General features: G+C 70.7%; 16 protein-coding genes. 3 read left to right on the top strand and 13 right to left on the bottom strand.

Features of this window, described 5'->3' with window-relative positions; all coding sequences use genetic code 11:
- Window positions 1-74 precede the first annotated feature (74 nt).
- From ACIRF8_RS27560 to ACIRF8_RS27540, 5 genes are all read right to left on the bottom strand, one after another.
- A complete protein-coding gene (locus ACIRF8_RS27560) occupies window positions 75-1,751 on the bottom strand; it encodes a uroporphyrinogen-III synthase (RefSeq protein ID WP_404218849.1) in 1,677 nt (558 codons plus the stop codon).
- The gene (gene hemC, locus ACIRF8_RS27555; RefSeq protein ID WP_404218847.1) at window positions 1,748-2,749 is read right to left on the bottom strand and encodes a hydroxymethylbilane synthase; all 1,002 of its coding nucleotides are present in this window, start codon (window positions 2,747-2,749) and stop codon (window positions 1,748-1,750) included. Before hemC ends, ACIRF8_RS27560 begins: the two co-directional genes overlap by 4 nt.
- The gene (locus tag ACIRF8_RS27550; RefSeq protein ID WP_404218845.1) at window positions 2,746-4,401 is read right to left on the bottom strand and encodes a glutamyl-tRNA reductase; all 1,656 of its coding nucleotides are present in this window, start codon (window positions 4,399-4,401) and stop codon (window positions 2,746-2,748) included. The genes hemC and ACIRF8_RS27550 overlap by 4 nt, the downstream gene beginning before the upstream one ends.
- Entirely contained in the window at window positions 4,398-5,192 is a 795-nt protein-coding gene (locus ACIRF8_RS27545; RefSeq protein ID WP_404218843.1) for a redox-sensing transcriptional repressor Rex, read from the bottom strand. The genes ACIRF8_RS27550 and ACIRF8_RS27545 overlap by 4 nt, the downstream gene beginning before the upstream one ends.
- 333 nt (window positions 5,193-5,525) lie before the next feature.
- Window positions 5,526-5,804: a glutaredoxin family protein gene (locus ACIRF8_RS27540; protein WP_404218841.1), complete on the bottom strand. Its 279-nt coding sequence runs from the start codon at window positions 5,802-5,804 to the stop codon at window positions 5,526-5,528.
- 168 nt (window positions 5,805-5,972) lie between these two features.
- On the opposite strand from ACIRF8_RS27540, the gene ACIRF8_RS27535 reads away from it, so the two are divergent.
- The 3 genes from ACIRF8_RS27535 (at window position 5,973) to ACIRF8_RS27525 (ending at window position 9,495) form a co-directional block, all read left to right on the top strand.
- Complete coding sequence (locus ACIRF8_RS27535) at window positions 5,973-6,905, top strand: HAD family hydrolase (RefSeq protein ID WP_404219350.1); 933 nt, start codon at window positions 5,973-5,975, stop codon at window positions 6,903-6,905.
- 307 nt (window positions 6,906-7,212) lie between these two features.
- Window positions 7,213-8,013, top strand: a complete 801-nt coding sequence (locus tag ACIRF8_RS27530) for an ECF subfamily RNA polymerase sigma factor, BldN family (protein ID WP_404218839.1) — start codon at window positions 7,213-7,215, stop codon at window positions 8,011-8,013.
- Between the two features lie 252 nt (window positions 8,014-8,265).
- Window positions 8,266-9,495, top strand: coding sequence for a DUF5667 domain-containing protein (locus tag ACIRF8_RS27525; protein WP_404218836.1), 1,230 nt, complete (start codon window positions 8,266-8,268; stop codon window positions 9,493-9,495).
- An 82-nt stretch (window positions 9,496-9,577) separates the two neighbouring features.
- On the opposite strand, the gene ACIRF8_RS27520 is transcribed toward ACIRF8_RS27525, so the two are convergent.
- From ACIRF8_RS27520 to ACIRF8_RS27485, 8 genes are all read right to left on the bottom strand, one after another.
- Complete coding sequence (locus tag ACIRF8_RS27520; protein ID WP_404218834.1) at window positions 9,578-10,624, bottom strand: lysophospholipid acyltransferase family protein; 1,047 nt, start codon at window positions 10,622-10,624, stop codon at window positions 9,578-9,580.
- Between the two features lie 14 nt (window positions 10,625-10,638).
- Window positions 10,639-11,712 (bottom strand): NAD-dependent epimerase/dehydratase family protein, encoded by a 1,074-nt coding sequence (locus ACIRF8_RS27515; protein ID WP_404218831.1) that lies wholly within the window; start codon window positions 11,710-11,712, stop codon window positions 10,639-10,641.
- Between the two features lie 166 nt (window positions 11,713-11,878).
- The gene (locus ACIRF8_RS27510) at window positions 11,879-11,977 is read right to left on the bottom strand and encodes a 30S ribosomal protein bS22 (RefSeq protein ID WP_003948845.1); all 99 of its coding nucleotides are present in this window, start codon (window positions 11,975-11,977) and stop codon (window positions 11,879-11,881) included.
- Between the two features lie 171 nt (window positions 11,978-12,148).
- A complete protein-coding gene (locus tag ACIRF8_RS27505; RefSeq protein WP_164560538.1) occupies window positions 12,149-12,361 on the bottom strand; it encodes a helix-turn-helix domain-containing protein in 213 nt (70 codons plus the stop codon).
- A gap of 129 nt (window positions 12,362-12,490) precedes the next feature.
- Window positions 12,491-13,306: a phosphatase gene (locus ACIRF8_RS27500; protein ID WP_404218828.1), complete on the bottom strand. Its 816-nt coding sequence runs from the start codon at window positions 13,304-13,306 to the stop codon at window positions 12,491-12,493.
- A 78-nt stretch (window positions 13,307-13,384) separates the two neighbouring features.
- Complete coding sequence (locus ACIRF8_RS27495; RefSeq protein WP_404218826.1) at window positions 13,385-14,560, bottom strand: acetoin utilization protein AcuC; 1,176 nt, start codon at window positions 14,558-14,560, stop codon at window positions 13,385-13,387.
- Window positions 14,511-15,746, bottom strand: a complete 1,236-nt coding sequence (locus tag ACIRF8_RS27490) for an MFS transporter (RefSeq protein WP_404218824.1) — start codon at window positions 15,744-15,746, stop codon at window positions 14,511-14,513. The genes ACIRF8_RS27495 and ACIRF8_RS27490 overlap by 50 nt, the downstream gene beginning before the upstream one ends.
- 56 nt (window positions 15,747-15,802) lie before the next feature.
- The gene (locus tag ACIRF8_RS27485; RefSeq protein WP_404218822.1) at window positions 15,803-16,459 is read right to left on the bottom strand and encodes an HAD family hydrolase; all 657 of its coding nucleotides are present in this window, start codon (window positions 16,457-16,459) and stop codon (window positions 15,803-15,805) included.
- Window positions 16,460-16,558 lie beyond the last annotated feature (99 nt).

The following is a 16,558-nucleotide window of genomic DNA, read 5'->3' as shown; positions in this document are numbered from 1 at the left end:
GTACTTACAGGTATCTATGAAAACGAAGCGGGGCGGGCACCCGGCCGAAACCGGGCACCCGCCCCCACTCTCTCCTACGGAGCCGCGCGCCTGCGCCGCGCCCCCGGCCGCCGCTCACTGGGCCGGGTCACCGGATCACCGGCCTCCAGGGCGGCGTCCCGCCGCCGCGCACCGAACTCGGCGAGCGCCGCGGCCAGCTTGTGCACCGACGGCTCCGGAGCCATCACATCGACCCGCAGGCCGTGCTCCTCGGCGGTCTTGGCGGTGGCCGGGCCGATACAGGCGATGACCGTCACGTTGTGCGGCTTGCCCGCGATGCCGACCAGGTTGCGGACGGTGGACGACGACGTGAACAGCACCGCGTCGAAACCGCCGCCCTTGATCGCCTCGCGCGTCTCGGCCGGCGGCGGCGAAGCCCGTACGGTCCGGTACGCCGTGACGTCGTCGACCTCCCAGCCCAGCTCGATCAGCCCGGCGACCAGGGTCTCCGTGGCGATGTCCGCGCGCGGCAGGAACACCCGGTCGATCGGGTCGAAGACCGGGTCGTAGGGCGGCCAGTCCTCCAGGAGCCCGGCGGCCGACTGCTCGCCGCTCGGCACCAGGTCCGGCTTGACGCCGAAGGCGATCAGCGCGTTGGCCGTCTGCTCGCCGACCGCCGCGACCTTGATCCCGGCGAAGGCCCGCGCGTCGAGCCCGTACTCCTCGAACTTCTCGCGCACCGCCTTGACCGCGTTGACCGAGGTGAAGGCGATCCACTCGTAGCGGCCCGTGACCAGGCCCTTGACCGCGCGCTCCATCTGCTGCGGGGTGCGCGGCGGCTCGACGGCGATCGTCGGGACCTCGTGCGGGACCGCGCCGGCCGACCTGAGCTGGTCGGAGAGCGAGGCCGCCTGCTCCTTCGTACGCGGCACGAGCACCTTCCAGCCGAACAGCGGCTTGGACTCGAACCACGACAACCGGTCGCGCTGGGCGGCCGCGGAACGCTCGCCGACCACGGCTATCACCGGCCGGTTGCCCTCGGGCGACGGCAGTACCTTGGCCTGCTTCAGCGTCTGCGCGATGGTGCCGAGCGTCGCCGACCAGGTCTTCTGGCGCGTCGTCGTCCCGGCGACGGTGACGGTCAGCGGGGTGTCCGGCTTGCGGCCGGCCGCGACCAGCTCACCGGCCGCGGCGGCCACCGAGTCGAGCGTCGTGGAGACGACGACCGTGCCGTCGGACGCGCCGACCTCGCTCCAGCAGCGCTCGGAGGCGGTGCGGGCGTCGACGAAGCGGACGTCGGCACCCTGCGCGTCACGCAGCGGGACTCCGGCGTACGCGGCCACACCGACGGCCGCCGCGACACCGGGCACGACCTCGAAGTCGATGCCGCCGGAGGCACAGGCGAGCATCTCCTCGGCCGCGTACGTGTCGAGCCCGGGGTCCCCCGGAACCGCACGCACGACCCGCTTGCCGCTCCGCGCGGCCTCCATGACAAGATTGGCCCACTCCCTCAGAGCCGGGACCACGACGGCAGTTGACGCCCCGTCAGCCGCAGCCGTCCGCCCCGGCGTGCCCGCGTCGAGCACGGTGACGCCCGCCTTGGCGTGCGTCCGCACGACGTCGAGCACTTCGGGCTCGGCGATCAGCACATCCGCCCGGGCCAGGGCCTCCACGGCCCGTAGTGTCAGCAGTCCTGGGTCACCGGGACCGGCACCAAGGAAGGTGACGTGCCCAGGTGCGCAGGCGGTCGATTCAACGGTGGTGGGGCTCAAAGTGCTCGCTCCCCCATCAGACCGGCCGCACCCTTGGCCAGCATCTCGGCGGCGAGTTCCCGCCCGAGAGCCAGCGCCTCGTCCTTGGACGAGGGCACGGGACCGGTGGTGGACAGCTGCACCAGCTCGGTGCCGTCGGTGCTGCCGACGACGCCGCGCAGGCGCATGTGGTTGGCAATCTGCCCGTCGGCGTGGGGGTCCCCCCGCTCGATCGGAGCCGAGAGTGGGGGAAGGTCGGCCAGTGCACCCACAGGTGCGCTGCAACCGGCCTCCAGGGCGGCGAGCAGGGCTCGCTCGGCGGTCACGGCGACCCGGGTGAGCGGGTCGTCGAGATCGGCGAGCGTGGCGGCGAGCGCGCCGTTGTGCGCGGCGCACTCGACTGCGAGTGCCCCCTGACCGGGGGCGGGCAGGACGATGTCGGTCGCGAGGAAGTCGGCGATCTCCTCCGGACGGCCGATGCGGTTGAGCCCGGCCGCCGCCAGGACGACGGCGTCGAGCTCCCCCTTCTCGACGTAGCCGACGCGGGTGTCGATGTTCCCGCGGATCGGCACGGTCTCGATGGAGAGTCCGTGGCTACGGGCGTACGCGTTGAGCTGCGCCATACGGCGCGGCGAGCCGGTACCTATCCGGGCACCCGCGGGCAACTCGGTGAACTTCAGGCCGTCCCGCGCGACCAGCACGTCCCGCGGGTCCTCGCGCCGCGGCACGGCGGCCAGCGTGAGCTCGGCGGGCTGCGCGGTCGGCAGGTCCTTCAGGGAGTGCACGGCGAAGTCGATCTCACCGCGCAGCAGCGCGTCCCGCAGCGCGGTGACGAAGACTCCCGTCCCGCCGATCTGCGCGAGGTGCTCACGGGAGGTGTCCCCGTACGTGGTGATCTCCACCAGCTCGACCTCACGGCCGGTCAACTGGCGTACGGCTTCGGCGACATGCCCGGACTGGGACATGGCCAGCTTGCTGCGCCTGGTCCCCAGCCTCAGTGCTTTGTCGGCGGCGGTCATGCCGGGCCTCGATTCTTGCCTACCGTGCCGGTAGCGGATTCACGGTCTCGGGGGATGGCCCGGGAGACGGCGGCGACCGTCTCCTGGTCCAGGTCGAACAGGGTCCGCAGCGCGTCCGCGTACCCGGCACCGCCGGGCTCGGCGGCGAGCTGCTTGACCCGTACGGTCGGCGCGTGCAGCAGTTTGTCCACCACGCGCCGCACGGTCTGGGTGATCTCCGCGCGCTGCTTCTCGTCGAGGCCGGGCAGCCGGCCGTCGAGACGGGCGATCTCGCTGGTCACCACGTCCGCGGCCATCGTGCGCAGCGCGACGACGGTCGGCGTGATGTGCGCGGCCCGCTGGGCGGCACCGAACGCGGCGACCTCGTCGGCCACGATCGTGCGCACCTGGTCCACGTCGGCGGCCATCGGGGCGTCGGCGGAGGCGTCGGCGAGCGACTCGATGTCGACGAGGCGGACCCCGTCGATGCGGTGCGACGCCGCGTCGATGTCCCGCGGCATCGCCAGGTCGAGCAGGGCGAGCGCGACCGGCCGGACCGGCTCGGGCTGCCGCTCGCGCCGCATCTCGGGCACCCGGCCCGCGGCGGCGAGCGCGGCGATGGTGTCGGCCTCTGAGGGCCGCACCCGCTCACCCGGGGCGTTGTCGACCCAGGCGCCGTGCTGCTCCAGTTCGGCGGCGTCGAGCCCGGCGACCGCGGCCTCGCCCTCGACCGAGAACCCGCCGCGCACGGGGGCGCCCGGGTCGGCGGGGCCACCGTCGGCCGCGGCCTTGGCGCCGGCCGGTGCCGACTGGGCCGGCACCTCGCCGCCCGCGGTCGGCGTGCGGCCCGCGACGGCCGCGCGCACGGCGTCGGCGGTCAGGACGAGTCCGGTCGCGCCGGTGCAGGAGATGGCGACGTCGGCACGTGTCAGTTCGTCCGCCACGGCGTCCATGGCGACGGCACGGGCGGCCGTACCGGCCTCGCCCAGGATCTCCACCAGCCGCTCGGCGCGCTCGATCGTGCGGTTGGCGACGACGACCTCGGCGACTCCGGCGCGCGCGAGCGTCGCCGCGGCCAGGGAGGACATCGAGCCCGCGCCGATCACCAGCGCGCGCTTGCCCTGCGCCCACGCGGCCACCGGCTCACCGACGGCGAGCTGTTCGAGACCGAAGGTGACCAGGGACTGTCCCGCCCGGTCGATACCGGTCTCGGAGTGCGCGCGCTTGCCGACCCGCAGCGCCTGCTGGAACAGGTCGTTGAGGAGTCGGCCCGCGGAGTGCAGCTCCTGCGCCCGGGCGAGGGTGTCCTTGATCTGGCCGAGGATCTGGCCCTCGCCGACCACCATGGAGTCGAGCCCGCACGCCACCGAGAACAGGTGGTGCACCGCCCGGTCCTCGTAGTGCACGTAAAGATAGGGAGTGAGCTCGTCGAGTCCGACGCCGCTGTGCTGGGCGAGCAGCGTCGACAGCTCGGCGACACCGGCGTGGAACTTGTCCACGTCCGCGTACAGCTCGATGCGGTTGCAGGTGGAGAGCAGGGCGGCCTCGGTCGCCGGTTCGGCGGCGAGCGCGTCCTGCAACAGCTTGGCCTGGGACTCGGGCTGCAACGCGGCCCGCTCCAGGATGCTGACCGGGGCGCTGCGGTGGCTCAGCCCCACGACGAGGAGACTCATGCCGGCATCACGGCGGGTACGTCCCCGTCGGGTCCCTTGCGGTCGGCGGCGCTGTCGGCGGCGGGCCGGGTGACCTTGGCGGCCGGGCCCTCGACGCCCACCGCGCCCTCGGCGGCCTCTATCGCGCTCTCCCCCGCCTTGCGCTGCTCGTGGAAGGCGAGGATCTGGAGTTCGATGGAGAGGTCGACCTTGCGTACGTCGACGCCGTCCGGCACGGACAGCACGGTCGGCGCGAAGTTCAGGATGGAGGTGACACCGGCGGCGACGAGCCGGTCGCAGACCTGCTGGGCGGCGCCGGCCGGGGTCGCGATGACGCCGATGGAGACACCGTTCTCGTCGACGATCTTCTCCAGGTCGTCGGCGTGCTGCACCGGCATACCGGCGACGGACTTGCCCGCCATCGCCGGGTCGGCGTCGATCAGGGCCGCGACGCGGAACCCGCGCGAGGCGAACCCGCCGTAGTTGGCGAGGGCCGCGCCGAGGTTACCGATGCCGACCATCACGATCGGCCAGTCCTGGGTGAGGCCGAGCTCGCGGGAGATCTGGTAGACGAGGTACTCGACGTCGTAGCCGACGCCCCGGGTCCCGTACGAGCCGAGGTAGGAGAAATCCTTGCGCAGCTTCGCGGAGTTGACTCCCGCGGCGGCCGCGAGCTCCTCGGAGGAGACCGTGGGCACCGAGCGCTCCGACAGGGCGGTGAGGGCTCGGAGGTACAGCGGGAGACGGGCGACGGTGGCCTCGGGAATTCCTCGGCTGCGGGTCGCCGGTCGGTGAGTTCGGCCAGTTGCCACGGTGCTCCTGCGGGTAGAGCGGGGCTGCGGGCGGCTCGTGGTTCCTGGACCGCCCCGTCGAATGCAGGCTATGTCTTTGTGAACGCGTGCACAAAGATGGTGTCCGATTTGCCCGGCCAACGTGACCGGGGTCACGCGCCCCCGGCGCGCTGTCGTGGAACCGGCGCGCAGGCAGCTTCGTTGCTCACCTGTGGGGGGCAAAACCGCACACCTTCCTTACGATCCACGCCCCCCGGGACCAAAACCGCCCTCGATCCTAGGCGACTTTCTGGACCAGTTGGACTCCTCGGTCAGTGACGTGCGCGACCGCGAGCGCCGTGCGTGCGCGCTCCGCTACCGGGTGAGCGCACGCCGCAGCCGTTCCTCCTGCACCCGCCAGAAGTCGTGCTGCGCACCGTCGACGAGCACGACGGGGATCTGCTCCCAATACTTGCGGTACAGCTCCTCGTCCTCGTTGATGTCCTTCTTCTCCCAGACCGCGCCGACCTCGGCACAGACCTTCTCGATCACCGCCTGGGCGTCGTCGCACAGATGGCACCCCGGCTTTCCGATCAGCGTGACGACGCGCTCCTGCGGATTCTTCTTCTCGCCGCGACGAAAAATGGGACTCATACCGGCCATTCTGACCCCGTCTCCGCCCCCGGAACGACGCCGGGATTTCCGCTACGGACAACTTCCCGAAATCCGCTCGACTCCGGAACCCCCGAACGAACTGGCTATGCTCACGCCATGTCCCGCCCGTCGCCCGACCGCCACCACGGTAGGAGGCACGCCGTGCCGCTGATTGGATTCGGATGGCTCACCCCTCGTAGGCGCCCCGCGACAGCGCGGAGCGTGCTCGCGGGCGAGGCTTCGGCGGAGGCCGCCCGCAAGACCTCCCAGGAGCTGGAGGAGCAGTCGCTGCCCGGCGCCGCGGCGGAACCGGAGTTCCCCGTCGTCGGCGACGACAAGGCCGCCGCCTTCTTCGACCTGGACAACACGGTGATGCAGGGCGCCGCGATCTTTCATTTCGGGCGCGGTCTGTACAAGCGGAAGTTCTTCCAGCGCCGTGAACTGACCAGGTTCGCCTGGCAGCAGGCCTGGTTCAGGCTGGCCGGGGTCGAGGACCCCGAGCACATGCAGGACGCCCGCGACAGCGCCCTGTCCATCGTCAAGGGCCACCGCGTCTCCGAGCTGATGTCGATCGGCGAGGAGATCTACGACGAGTACATGGCGGAGCGGATCTGGCCCGGCACCCGCGCCCTCGCCCAGGCCCATCTCGACGCGGGGCAGAAGGTGTGGCTGGTCACGGCCGCCCCGGTGGAGATCGCCACGGTCATCGCCCGCCGCCTCGGCCTGACCGGCGCCCTCGGCACGGTCGCCGAGTCCATCGGCGGCGTGTACACGGGCAAGCTCGTCGGCGAGCCGCTGCACGGCCCGGCGAAGGCGGAGGCCGTCCGCGCGCTGGCGTCCGCGGAGGGCCTGGAGCTCGGCCGCTGCGCCGCCTACAGCGACTCCCACAACGACATCCCGATGCTCTCGCTCGTCGGACACCCGTACGCGATCAATCCCGACGCGAAGCTGCGCGCGTACGCGCGGGAACGGGAATGGCGGCTGCGGGACTACCGCACCGGCCGCAAGGCCGCGAAGGTCGGCATCCCCGCCGCGGCCGGTGTCGGCGCCGTCGCGGGCGGCACGGCGGCGGCGATCGCGCTGCACCGGCGCCGTCGCTGACACTTCGCCGACGAAGGGCAATACCCGCCCCCGGCCCCGGCCAGTCCCGTTGATACCACTCGGGCACAAGGCGTCACTGCCATAGCCCGAACATGACCTGATCCGATCATCAAGCGGTCACTCTCTGGTACTCAGACCATCGTTGATCAGCTACAGAAGTGACGTAATCGATGATTTGAGCAACTCGGTGTAGCGCTCCCTGCACGAAGCGTTATTCTCCTCAGACGCATTCCGGTACCCACGCGTCAGTACGACGGGTGAACGGTTCCGCACTGCACGTGATGGAAGCTCTGCCTCTGGGAGTCCCGTGTTTCAACACGTCGGGGTTGACGCCTCGGGCCTGGCTACGCTGCGCGCATCGGTCATCGACCGCCTGCGCGGCTTCGTCCCCACCGCGTACGCCGTCCCCGCCCTCGCCGTCGCCGCACCCGCCGGACCGTGCTTCGCCATGGCCGACTCCGGTGCCGTCACCGTCGGCCGACGGACCCGCTCCGGAGCCGCCGGCGCCTCCGGTACGTCGACCGCGCCCACCACCGCCCGCCGTCCCGCCGCCGACAGCGACAGCGCTCGCATGATGGAGCTGGTCGAGCGCGCCCAGTCCGGCGAAGCCGATGCCTTCGGCCGCCTCTACGACCAGTACAGCGACACCGTCTATCGCTACATCTACTACCGCGTCGGCGGGAAGGCGACCGCCGAGGACCTCACCAGCGAGACCTTCCTGCGCGCCCTGCGCCGTATCGGCACCTTCACCTGGCAGGGCCGCGACTTCGGCGCCTGGCTGGTCACGATCGCGCGCAATCTGGTCGCCGACCACTTCAAGTCGAGCCGCTTCCGCCTCGAAGTGACCACCGGTGAAATGCTCGACGCCAACGAGGTCGAGCGCTCCCCGGAGGACTCCGTCCTCGAATCCCTCTCCAACGCTGCCCTCCTCGACGCCGTACGACGTCTCAACCCCCAACAGCAGGAATGCGTCACGCTGCGATTCCTCCAAGGTCTCTCCGTCGCCGAGACCGCACGCGTGATGGGCAAGAACGAGGGCGCGATCAAAACGCTCCAGTACCGGGCCGTGCGCACGCTCGCCCGGCTCCTCCCCGACGACGTCCGCTGACACCTCCGTCACCGCCCGCGATGCTCAACTCACCTACGGTGAAGGCGAGATGTGATCGCGGTCGGATCATCTTTCGTCCGTAACCCAAGTGCCGCGCCGCTCGTTGTGCGGGATGCAGGCTCCCTGTGGTCACTCCTGGACCGGCTTCGCCCACTCGTTCGTGTGCAAGCCGTCAGGGCGTGCAACCCTCAGGACCCCTTGGGGAGTCGACCACATGGGAGTCGACCGTCACGACGAGAGGAGGTGCCGCCAGTGATCGCGAACGTATCGGCACACCGGCGGGCGAACGCCTTCGCCCAGGACCTGGAGGACCAGCCCGACCGGGACCCGGCGGCGCAGCAGCCGGATGAACCGGCCGCTCAGCAGAGCGACCGGTCCGATCGGACCGACCGGGACAGGCTTCTGTCCCTGGCCTCCGGCCTCGGCGAGCTGCCCAAACCGACCATGGACCCCGAGGTCAAAGTGGTGCAGCGAGCGCAGCTCGTCGCCGCCATGGAAGCCATGCTCCAGGAAGGCGCCGTGGGTCCCGCCGTTCCGGAACAGCGGTCCCGGGCCAAGGGAGCACACCGGGCGGTGTCCCTGCGGAAGCTGCGACCCCGCTCACGCCTGTCCAAGGGCCTCGCCGCGGGCGGGCTCACGGTGGGCGTGGCCGCCGGGGCGTTCGGCGGAGTGGCCGCGGCGAGCTCCGACGCCCTGCCCGGCGACAATCTCTACGGCCTCAAGCGCGGCATGGAGGATCTCAAGCTCGGCCTGGCCGACAGCGACTCCGACCGCGGCCGGATCTACCTCGACCAGGCATCGACGCGGCTCAACGAGGCGCGGCGGTTGATGGAGCGGGACCGCGGCGGCCACCTCGACCACGAGTCGGTCGGCGAGGTCAGACGCGCGCTCTCCGGGATGCGCTTCGACGCGTCCGAGGGTCACCGGCTGCTCAGCGCGGCGTACAAGCGGGACGGTTCGCTCGGCCCGATCCAGGCCCTGTCCGCGTTCACGCAGTCGCACCGGAAGAGCTGGAGCGCCCTGCGCGACCGGCTGCCGGTCCAGCTCGGTGACGTACGGGACCAGGTGAGTTCGGTCTTCGACGCCATAGACCAAGAGGTCGACCCGCTGCGTTCGCTGCTGCCCGAGACCCCCACGTCGCGCGGCTCCACGCGCCCCGGCGAGAGTGGCGCCACGAAGCCGGGGGCGCCCGGCACCCACCGGTCGACGCCGTCCGGCTCCGCGGGCACCGAACACCGCGGCTCCAGCTCCACCAAGCCGAAACCTTCCAGTTCCGGCAGCGGCAAGGAGAAGGACGGCCTCCTCGGCGAGACCACCGGCGGCCTCCTGGAGCCGCCGAAGGACGAGACGAGCCCGACCCCGTCGGACGGCAGGTCCGGTAAGTCCGGCACCATGGCCCCGGTCGAGCCGGACGTGACGCTGCCGCCGATCCTGCCCGGCCTCCTGCCCGGCCTGGGCATCGACGGCGAGGACGCCTCGTAACGTACGGATCGGTACGGCACTCAGGGCCCGGGGCTCCTCGCCCCGGGCCCTACCCGTGCGCGGAACCGCTCAGTGGAACCGCTCAGAAGAACACCGACCGCCGCTGCACCAGCAGCTTGTACAGCGTGTGCTGGATCTGCTCGCGGACCTGGTCGGTCAGGTTGAACATCAGCATCGGGTCCTCGGCGGCCTCCGGCGGATAACCGTCCGTCGGGATGGGCTCCCCGAACTGGATGGTCCACTTCGTCGGCAGCGGCACCGCGCCGAGCGGCCCCAGCCACGGGAACGTGGGCGTGATCGGGAAGTACGGGAACCCGAGCACCCGCGCCAGCGTCTTCGCGTTGCCGAGCATCGGGTAGATCTCCTCCGCCCCGACGATCGAGCACGGCACGATCGGCGTCCCGGCGCGCAGCGCGGTCGACACGAAACCGCCCCGGCCGAACCGCTGGAGCTTGTACCGCTCGCTGAACGGCTTCCCGATGCCCTTGAACCCCTCCGGCATCACCCCGACCAGCTCACCGCTCTCCAGGAGACGCTGCGCGTCCTCCGCGCAGGCCAGGGTGTGGCCCGCCTTGCGCGCCAGTTCGTTGACGACCGGCAGCATGAACACCAAGTCGGCGGCGAGCAGCCGCAGATGGCGCCCGGCCGGATGGTTGTCGTGCACGGCGACCTGCATCATCAGGCCATCCAGCGGCAGCGTCCCCGAATGGTTGGAGACGATCAGCGCCCCGCCCTCGGACGGGATGTTCTCCACGCCCTTCACCTCGACCCGGAAGTACTTCTCCGCGACCGGCCGCAGCAACGACATCAGGACCTGGTCGGTGAGCTCCTCGTCGTAGCCGAACTCGTCGACCTCGTAGTCCCCGGTGAGCCGCCGCCGCAGGAACGCGAGGCCGCCCGCGACGCGCCGCTCCCAGCCGCCGCGCTCCCCGGCCGCCGCACCCTCCGGTACGGGGTCGGGGCCCGACGCCTGCGCCGGCAGCGACTGCACCTCACGCACCTCCCGGACCCCCGCGGTGTCGCCCTTGCGCCGCGCTCCGGTCGCCGGGCCCCTGCGGCGCGCGGCGCCCTTCCCGGTGGCCCCCCGCGACCTGTCGTCGTCGAACGGAATGACCTTGGCATCCGCCATCGTTCACGCGCTCCTCAGTTGGCGCTCTGCGTCGCGGGACGGCCAGGTGTGCGCCCGCCGCCCAGGAGGGACAACGACGCGATCCTGTCCACAGCTCCCGCCAGGGCCTGGGGCGGCAGCAGTCCGGGGCCCTTGCCGCGGACGAAGTCCGCGAAGGTCTCCGCGGTCGTGTACCGGGGCCGGAAGCCGAGCGTGTCCCGCATCTGGGCCGTCGACACCATCCGCCCATGGGTGAGCAGTCTGATCTGCTCGGGCGAGAAGTCCGTCACCCCCAGCGTACGCAGCGCGCCACCGACCCAGGTCACGGCGGGCAGCAGCACGGGGACGGTCGGCCGGCCGAGCCGCCGTGAGCACTGCGAGAGCAGCAGTACACCGTCGCCCGCGATGTTGAAGGTCCCGCTGTTGAGCGTCCCCCGCGCCGGATCGTGCGAGGCGATCCGCAGCACCTCGACCACATCGTCCTCGTGTACGAACTGGAGCCGCGGGTCGTAGCCGAACACGGTCGGCAGAACCGGCAGCGAGAAGTACTCGGCGAGCGGTGAATCGGCCGTGGGACCGAGGATGTTGGCGAACCGCAGCACGCACACCGCGACGTCGGGGCGGCGCCGGGCGAACCCGCGCACATACCCCTCGACCTCCACGGTGTCCTTGGCGAAGCCGCCGCTCGGCAGCGACTTCGGCGGGGTCGTCTCGGTGAACACGGCCGGGTCGCGCGGCGCCGACCCGTACACGTTAGTGCTCGACTTCACCACGAGCCGCTTCACGCTGGGCGCCTTCTGGCACGCGCCGAGGAGCTGCATCGTGCCGATGACGTTGGTCTCCTTGACCGAGCCGCGGCCGGCGCTGGCCAGCGGAGTCCCGGTGACGTCCATGTGCACGACGGTGTCCACGGAGTGCTCGGCGAGCACCCGCGCGATCGTCGGCTGCCGGATGTCGGCCTGGAGGAAATCCGCCCCGCCCAGATGGTGCGCGGGAGGCACGGCGTCCACCCCGATCACCCGGTCCACCTCCGGGTCCCGCTGGATCCGCCGTACGAAACGGCCCCCCAGTTGCCGGGCCACCCCGGTCACGAGCACGACCTTGCCCAAGATCAGCGCCTACCTTCCGTCCCAGCCGCCGCATACGTATGGAGCAGAGCCTGCTACGCGCCGCCTCCCGACGACGAGTGCCTGGTGGAACTTGTCCGAAACGCACTGCGGCCCTCCCACCGAACGGTGAAAGGGCCACAGACCGCGCTGTACTCGCAGCGGCCGCTTACTTCTTGTTGCGACGCTGCACGCGGGTGCGCTTCAGCAGCTTGCGGTGCTTCTTCTTCGCCATCCGCTTACGCCGCTTCTTAATGACAGAGCCCACGACTACCCTCGCTCACTTCTCGGACAACCCCCGCTTTGCGGGGACAATCACTCGGTGCGGGGCTGCATTGGGGCCCACACGACCTACGGAGGGCCAGCGTACCCCGCCTGAGCGCCGAGCTCGAAATCGAGGGTTCCCCGGGAGTCCTCGAAGGGGTCCCGGGGGCACCGATCAGCCTGTTTCCACCCCCACGTAGGACTCACGCAGGTACTCGTGAACCGCTTGCTCGGGGACGCGGAAGCTCCGCCCCACCCGGATCGCGGGCAGATGACCGCTGTGCACCAACCGGTACACGGTCATCTTGGACACTCGCATGACCGACGCGACTTCCGCCACGGTCAGGAATTGCACCTCGTTCAGAGGCCTACTCTCACCAGCAGCCATGACACACCTGAACCTTCCGCACTCGACGGCCACCGGCTTCCCCTTCCGGTGACTCAACGTCGTTGCGTGCTCACACCCCAGACTAGGGGCGTGTGGTGCGAGTGGGGAAGAGGAGCAGCGATCGGCCGCCTACTGTGACAGACACGCTCGATTGAGTACATAGCGAGTAAGCGGTCGGTAGTAATCAGACCGCACAGCGTCATCAAGCGGAACGACGACGGACACCCGTCCCTCGGCCTCACCGACGAACAGCGCGGGATCGTCCGTATCTGCCAGGCCGATGGCATCGAACCCCAACTGACCTGCACCGCAGACCCATCCGTGGTCCCCCACGACAAGCTGCGGAAGCGGTCCGCCGGCCTCCGCACACGCGGCCAGAGCCGTGCGAACCGGGAGTGGCGAGTGGGTGTGCGCGCCCGTCTCACCACCGGGCTCCAATGCGCCGGGTTCTCGCACCAGCGCGACTCCTCGTACGTAGTCAAGGTTGTACGTGCGTAGGCCGAACCGGGTCGTTATGTCGACACTCTGACCCTGCGCGGGGGTGAGGACAGGGCATCCGAGCGCCGACAAAGCGTCCGCCAACGCGGCGTAGAAGCCGAGCAGCCGGTGCGGATGACCGGTTCCGAAGAGTACCGGGGAGCGGGCGTGGGCGGCTCTGCCGAGTCGGTCGCCGAAGGAGTCCAGCGCCGCCAGCGTCAGCTCCGGGTCGATGACGTCGAACCCGGACCTGTGGCCGGGATCGGGCGACACCCCGCACTTGTCGGCCATGAGCGCGAGCAGGTCCCGCTGCCCCCACGCCCACTCGGGGTCGAGTCCGAGCAGCACACGCGGGTCCCGCGCCTCGAACAGCCGATAACTGCGCAGACTCTCCTCACGGGAGGTCGCCACAGGCCCGGCAAGCCGAGCCGCCAACAGATGCGCACGCAGGGTGCCGGTGCTCAACACCCTTGCGATGCTGGCTCATTGAGCGCCCGGATGCCCCCAAAACGTCCGAACACCCCACACTTGGAGTAATCCCGGGTACTAGGGCAGCAGCCCGCGCAGCGGGAACGCCGCCTTTCGCGTGGCCAGGATCGCCTGGTCGAGCCGGTCCTCGGGGTCGTAGCCCGCCTCCCACTCCCGGTGCGCGACGGGCCAGCGCCCGTCGGTCATCCGCCCCGGCGCCAACTGCCGCGTCCGCGCGAAGACTTCCTGCCGCCAGCTCTCCGGGGTCGGCGTCTCCGGTGCGATCTCCCGCCCGGCCGCCACGGCGACCAGATGCGTCCACGAGCGCGGCACGACGTCCACCACGGCGTACCCGCCGCCACCGAGGGCGACCCAGCGCCCGTCGGCGTACTCGTGCGCCAGCTCATGACAGGCGATCTGCACGGCCCGCTGCGCGTCCAGCGAGACCGCGAGATGCGCGAGTGGGTCCTCGAAGTGCGTGTCGGCCCCGTGCTGCGTCACCAGGACCTGCGGCCGGAACTCCGCGAGCAGCTCCGGCACGACGCCGTGGAACGCCCGCAGCCACCCCGCGTCGCCGGTCCCCGCCGGAAGCGCCACATTGACCGCCGTGCCCTCGGCGTCGCCCTCCGCACCCGTCTCCTCGGGCCACCCGGTCTGCGGGAACAGGGTCCGGGGATGCTCGTGCAGCGACACGGTGAGCACCCTGGGGTCCTCCCAGAACGCGGCCTGCACCCCGTCCCCGTGATGCACGTCCACATCCACGTACGCGACCCGCTCGACACCCAGCTCCAGCAGCCGGGCGATGGCGAGCGCCGCGTCGTTGTACACGCAGAACCCGGAGGCGGCCCCCGGCATGGCGTGATGCAGCCCGCCGGTGAAGTTCACGGCGTGCAGGGCCTCGCCGCGCCACACGGCCTCGGCGGCGCCCACCGACTGCCCGGCGATCAGCGCGGACACCTCGTGCATCCCGGCGAACGCCGGATCGTCGACGGTGCCGAGCCCGTACGCCTGGTCGGCCGCGTCCGGATCGGCGGAGGCGGCCTTGACCGCCTCCACGTAGTCCTCGCGGTGGACGAGCCGCAGCGTCGACTCCCCCGCCCGCTTGGCCGCGACGACCTCGATGTCACGGTCGAGTCCGAAAGCCCCGACGAGCCGCCGGGTCAGGTCCAGCCTGACCGGGTCCATCGGATGGTCGGGCCCGAAGTCATACCCCGTCACCGCCGGGTCCCACATCAACTGCGCGCGGCCGCTCATGCCTGCCACCGTATCGGTCCGCCCCGGGCCCGAACGAAGGGGCGTACACGAGCGTCACGAGCACCAGCACCATCGGCACGAGCATCGCGCCCCGATAGCTCCACGCATCACCCAGAGCACCCACAAGCGGCGAACCCACCAGAAAACCCACGTAGTTGAAGATATTGAGCCGTGCGACAGCGGCATCGGAGTCCCCGGGGAACATCCGGCCCGCCGCGGCGAAGGTCTGCGGCACGATCACACACAGCCCGAGCCCGAGCAGCGTGAACCCGAGCATCCCCACCCAGGGCCCGGGCGCGACCGCCACGACACCGAACCCGGCGGCGGCCACCACACTCCCCATCCGCACCACGGCCACGGCCCCGTACCGCCGCACCCCCACATCACCGACGGCCCGCCCCACCAGGGTCATCACCATGTAGACGTTGTACGGGACGGTCGACAGTTGCTCCGAGCTCCCGAGCACGTCCTGGAGGTACTTCGCACTCCAGTTGGAGACCGTCGAGTCCCCGATGTACGCGAAGGTCATCACCAGGCACAGCGGCAGCAGCATCCGGAAGACGATCCCGCCGCCCTGCCCCGGCGCCCCCTTCCCGGCGACGACCGCCTCACCGTCGACGTACCACCGGCTGCCCACGAGCGCGGCCGGCACCAGCACGACGACGACGGGCAGATACGACACGAACAGCGACAGGTCCCAGTGCGCCCCGACCCACGCCAGGGACGCCCCGACGATCCCGCCGAGGCTGTACGCGGCATGGAAACCGAGCATGATGCTGCGCCCGTACGCGCGTTGCAGGCTCACCCCGAGCATGTTCATGGAGGCGTCGAGCGCCCCGACGGAGAGCCCGAACACCCCGAGCGCGACCGCCACTTCCCACAGGCTCTCTCCCGCGCCCGCCCCGAGGAGCGCCAGGAGCACGACGGGCTGCGACCACCGCAGCACCTGGCTGGGCCGGACCCGCTTCACCACCTGCTCGGTGCATACGCTGCCGACCCCGGCCAGGATCGGCACGGCGGCCAGGAACACGGGCAGCAGCCCGTCCGAGATCCCGTACTGGTCCTGGAGGGCCGGGATCCGCGTCACCAGCAGGGCGAACGCGACGCCCTGCGCGAAGAACCCGAACCCCAGCGATCTCCGGCCCCAGCGCTGCGCGCCCGTCGTGCCACCCGTGCCATCGGTCATGGCGGCCCAGCGTATGCCCCAGGAATACCGGTGGGTAGATGGATCACCGGCTCAATTCATGACGCCGGTCGCTCCAGGAGACCGGTCAACTCACGCATGTCCCCGAAGAGTTCATCTGCCCCACTGAGCCGCTCGGCGGGCGTCATCGCGGTGAACCCGTACACGTCCATCCCGGCGGCCACGGCGGCCCGCACCCCGAGCGGACTGTCCTCGACCACCACACACTTCTCGGGCGCTACGCCCATCTGCTCGGCGGCGTACAGGAACAGGTCCGGGGCGGGCTTCCCACGCCCCACGTCCTGCGAACTGAAGATCCGTCCCTCACCGAACCATGCGTCCAACCCGGTCGTCCGGTGCCCGACGCGGATCCGCTCGTGGCTTCCCGAGGAGGCGACGCAGTACGGGACCCCGTCGGCGGTCAGTTTGCCCAGGACGTCGACGACGCCGGGCACGGCTTTCAGTTCCCGTTCGAAGGCGGCGAAGACCCGCCCGTGGAACACGTCATCGAAGTCCGCGGGGAGCGGCTTCCCGGTCCTTTCCCGCACGAGGTCGTGTACGCGGTGCATAGCGGCGCCCATGTAGTCCCGCAGGGAGTCCTCATAGGTGGTGGGGTGCCCGAGTTCGGTGAGGTAGCCGGCCAGCAGCGTGTTGGAGATCGGTTCACTGTCGACGAGGACGCCGTCATTGTCGAAGATGACGAGTTCATAGCGCATGGGTCGACCCTAAACGCAGAAAACCCCCGCCCGGTATCCCCGGACGGGGGTTCTCTGTTTATCAAAATTAGTTCGGCGGCGTCCTACTCTCCCACAGGG

Origin of the sequence: Streptomyces sp. NPDC102406 (genome assembly GCF_044765725.1) — a bacterium.
Lineage (GTDB): Bacteria > Actinomycetota > Actinomycetes > Streptomycetales > Streptomycetaceae > Streptomyces.
This window is presented reverse-complemented; position numbering and strand designations above follow the sequence as displayed.

Coding starts and splice junctions, on each gene's coding strand:
- ACIRF8_RS27495 (WP_404218826.1), bottom strand. CDS start 14,560: ATGAGCGGCCGCGCGCAGTTGATGTGGGACCCGGCGGTGACGGGGTAT.
- ACIRF8_RS27485 (WP_404218822.1), bottom strand. CDS start 16,459: ATGCGCTATGAACTCGTCATCTTCGACAATGACGGCGTCCTCGTCGAC.
- hemC (WP_404218847.1), bottom strand. CDS start 2,749: ATGACCGCCGCCGACAAAGCACTGAGGCTGGGGACCAGGCGCAGCAAG.
- ACIRF8_RS27505 (WP_164560538.1), bottom strand. CDS start 12,361: ATGGCTGCTGGTGAGAGTAGGCCTCTGAACGAGGTGCAATTCCTGACC.
- ACIRF8_RS27520 (WP_404218834.1), bottom strand. CDS start 10,624: ATGGCGGATGCCAAGGTCATTCCGTTCGACGACGACAGGTCGCGGGGG.
- ACIRF8_RS27550 (WP_404218845.1), bottom strand. CDS start 4,401: ATGAGTCTCCTCGTCGTGGGGCTGAGCCACCGCAGCGCCCCGGTCAGC.
- ACIRF8_RS27490 (WP_404218824.1), bottom strand. CDS start 15,746: ATGACCGATGGCACGGGTGGCACGACGGGCGCGCAGCGCTGGGGCCGG.
- ACIRF8_RS27540 (WP_404218841.1), bottom strand. CDS start 5,804: ATGAGTCCCATTTTTCGTCGCGGCGAGAAGAAGAATCCGCAGGAGCGC.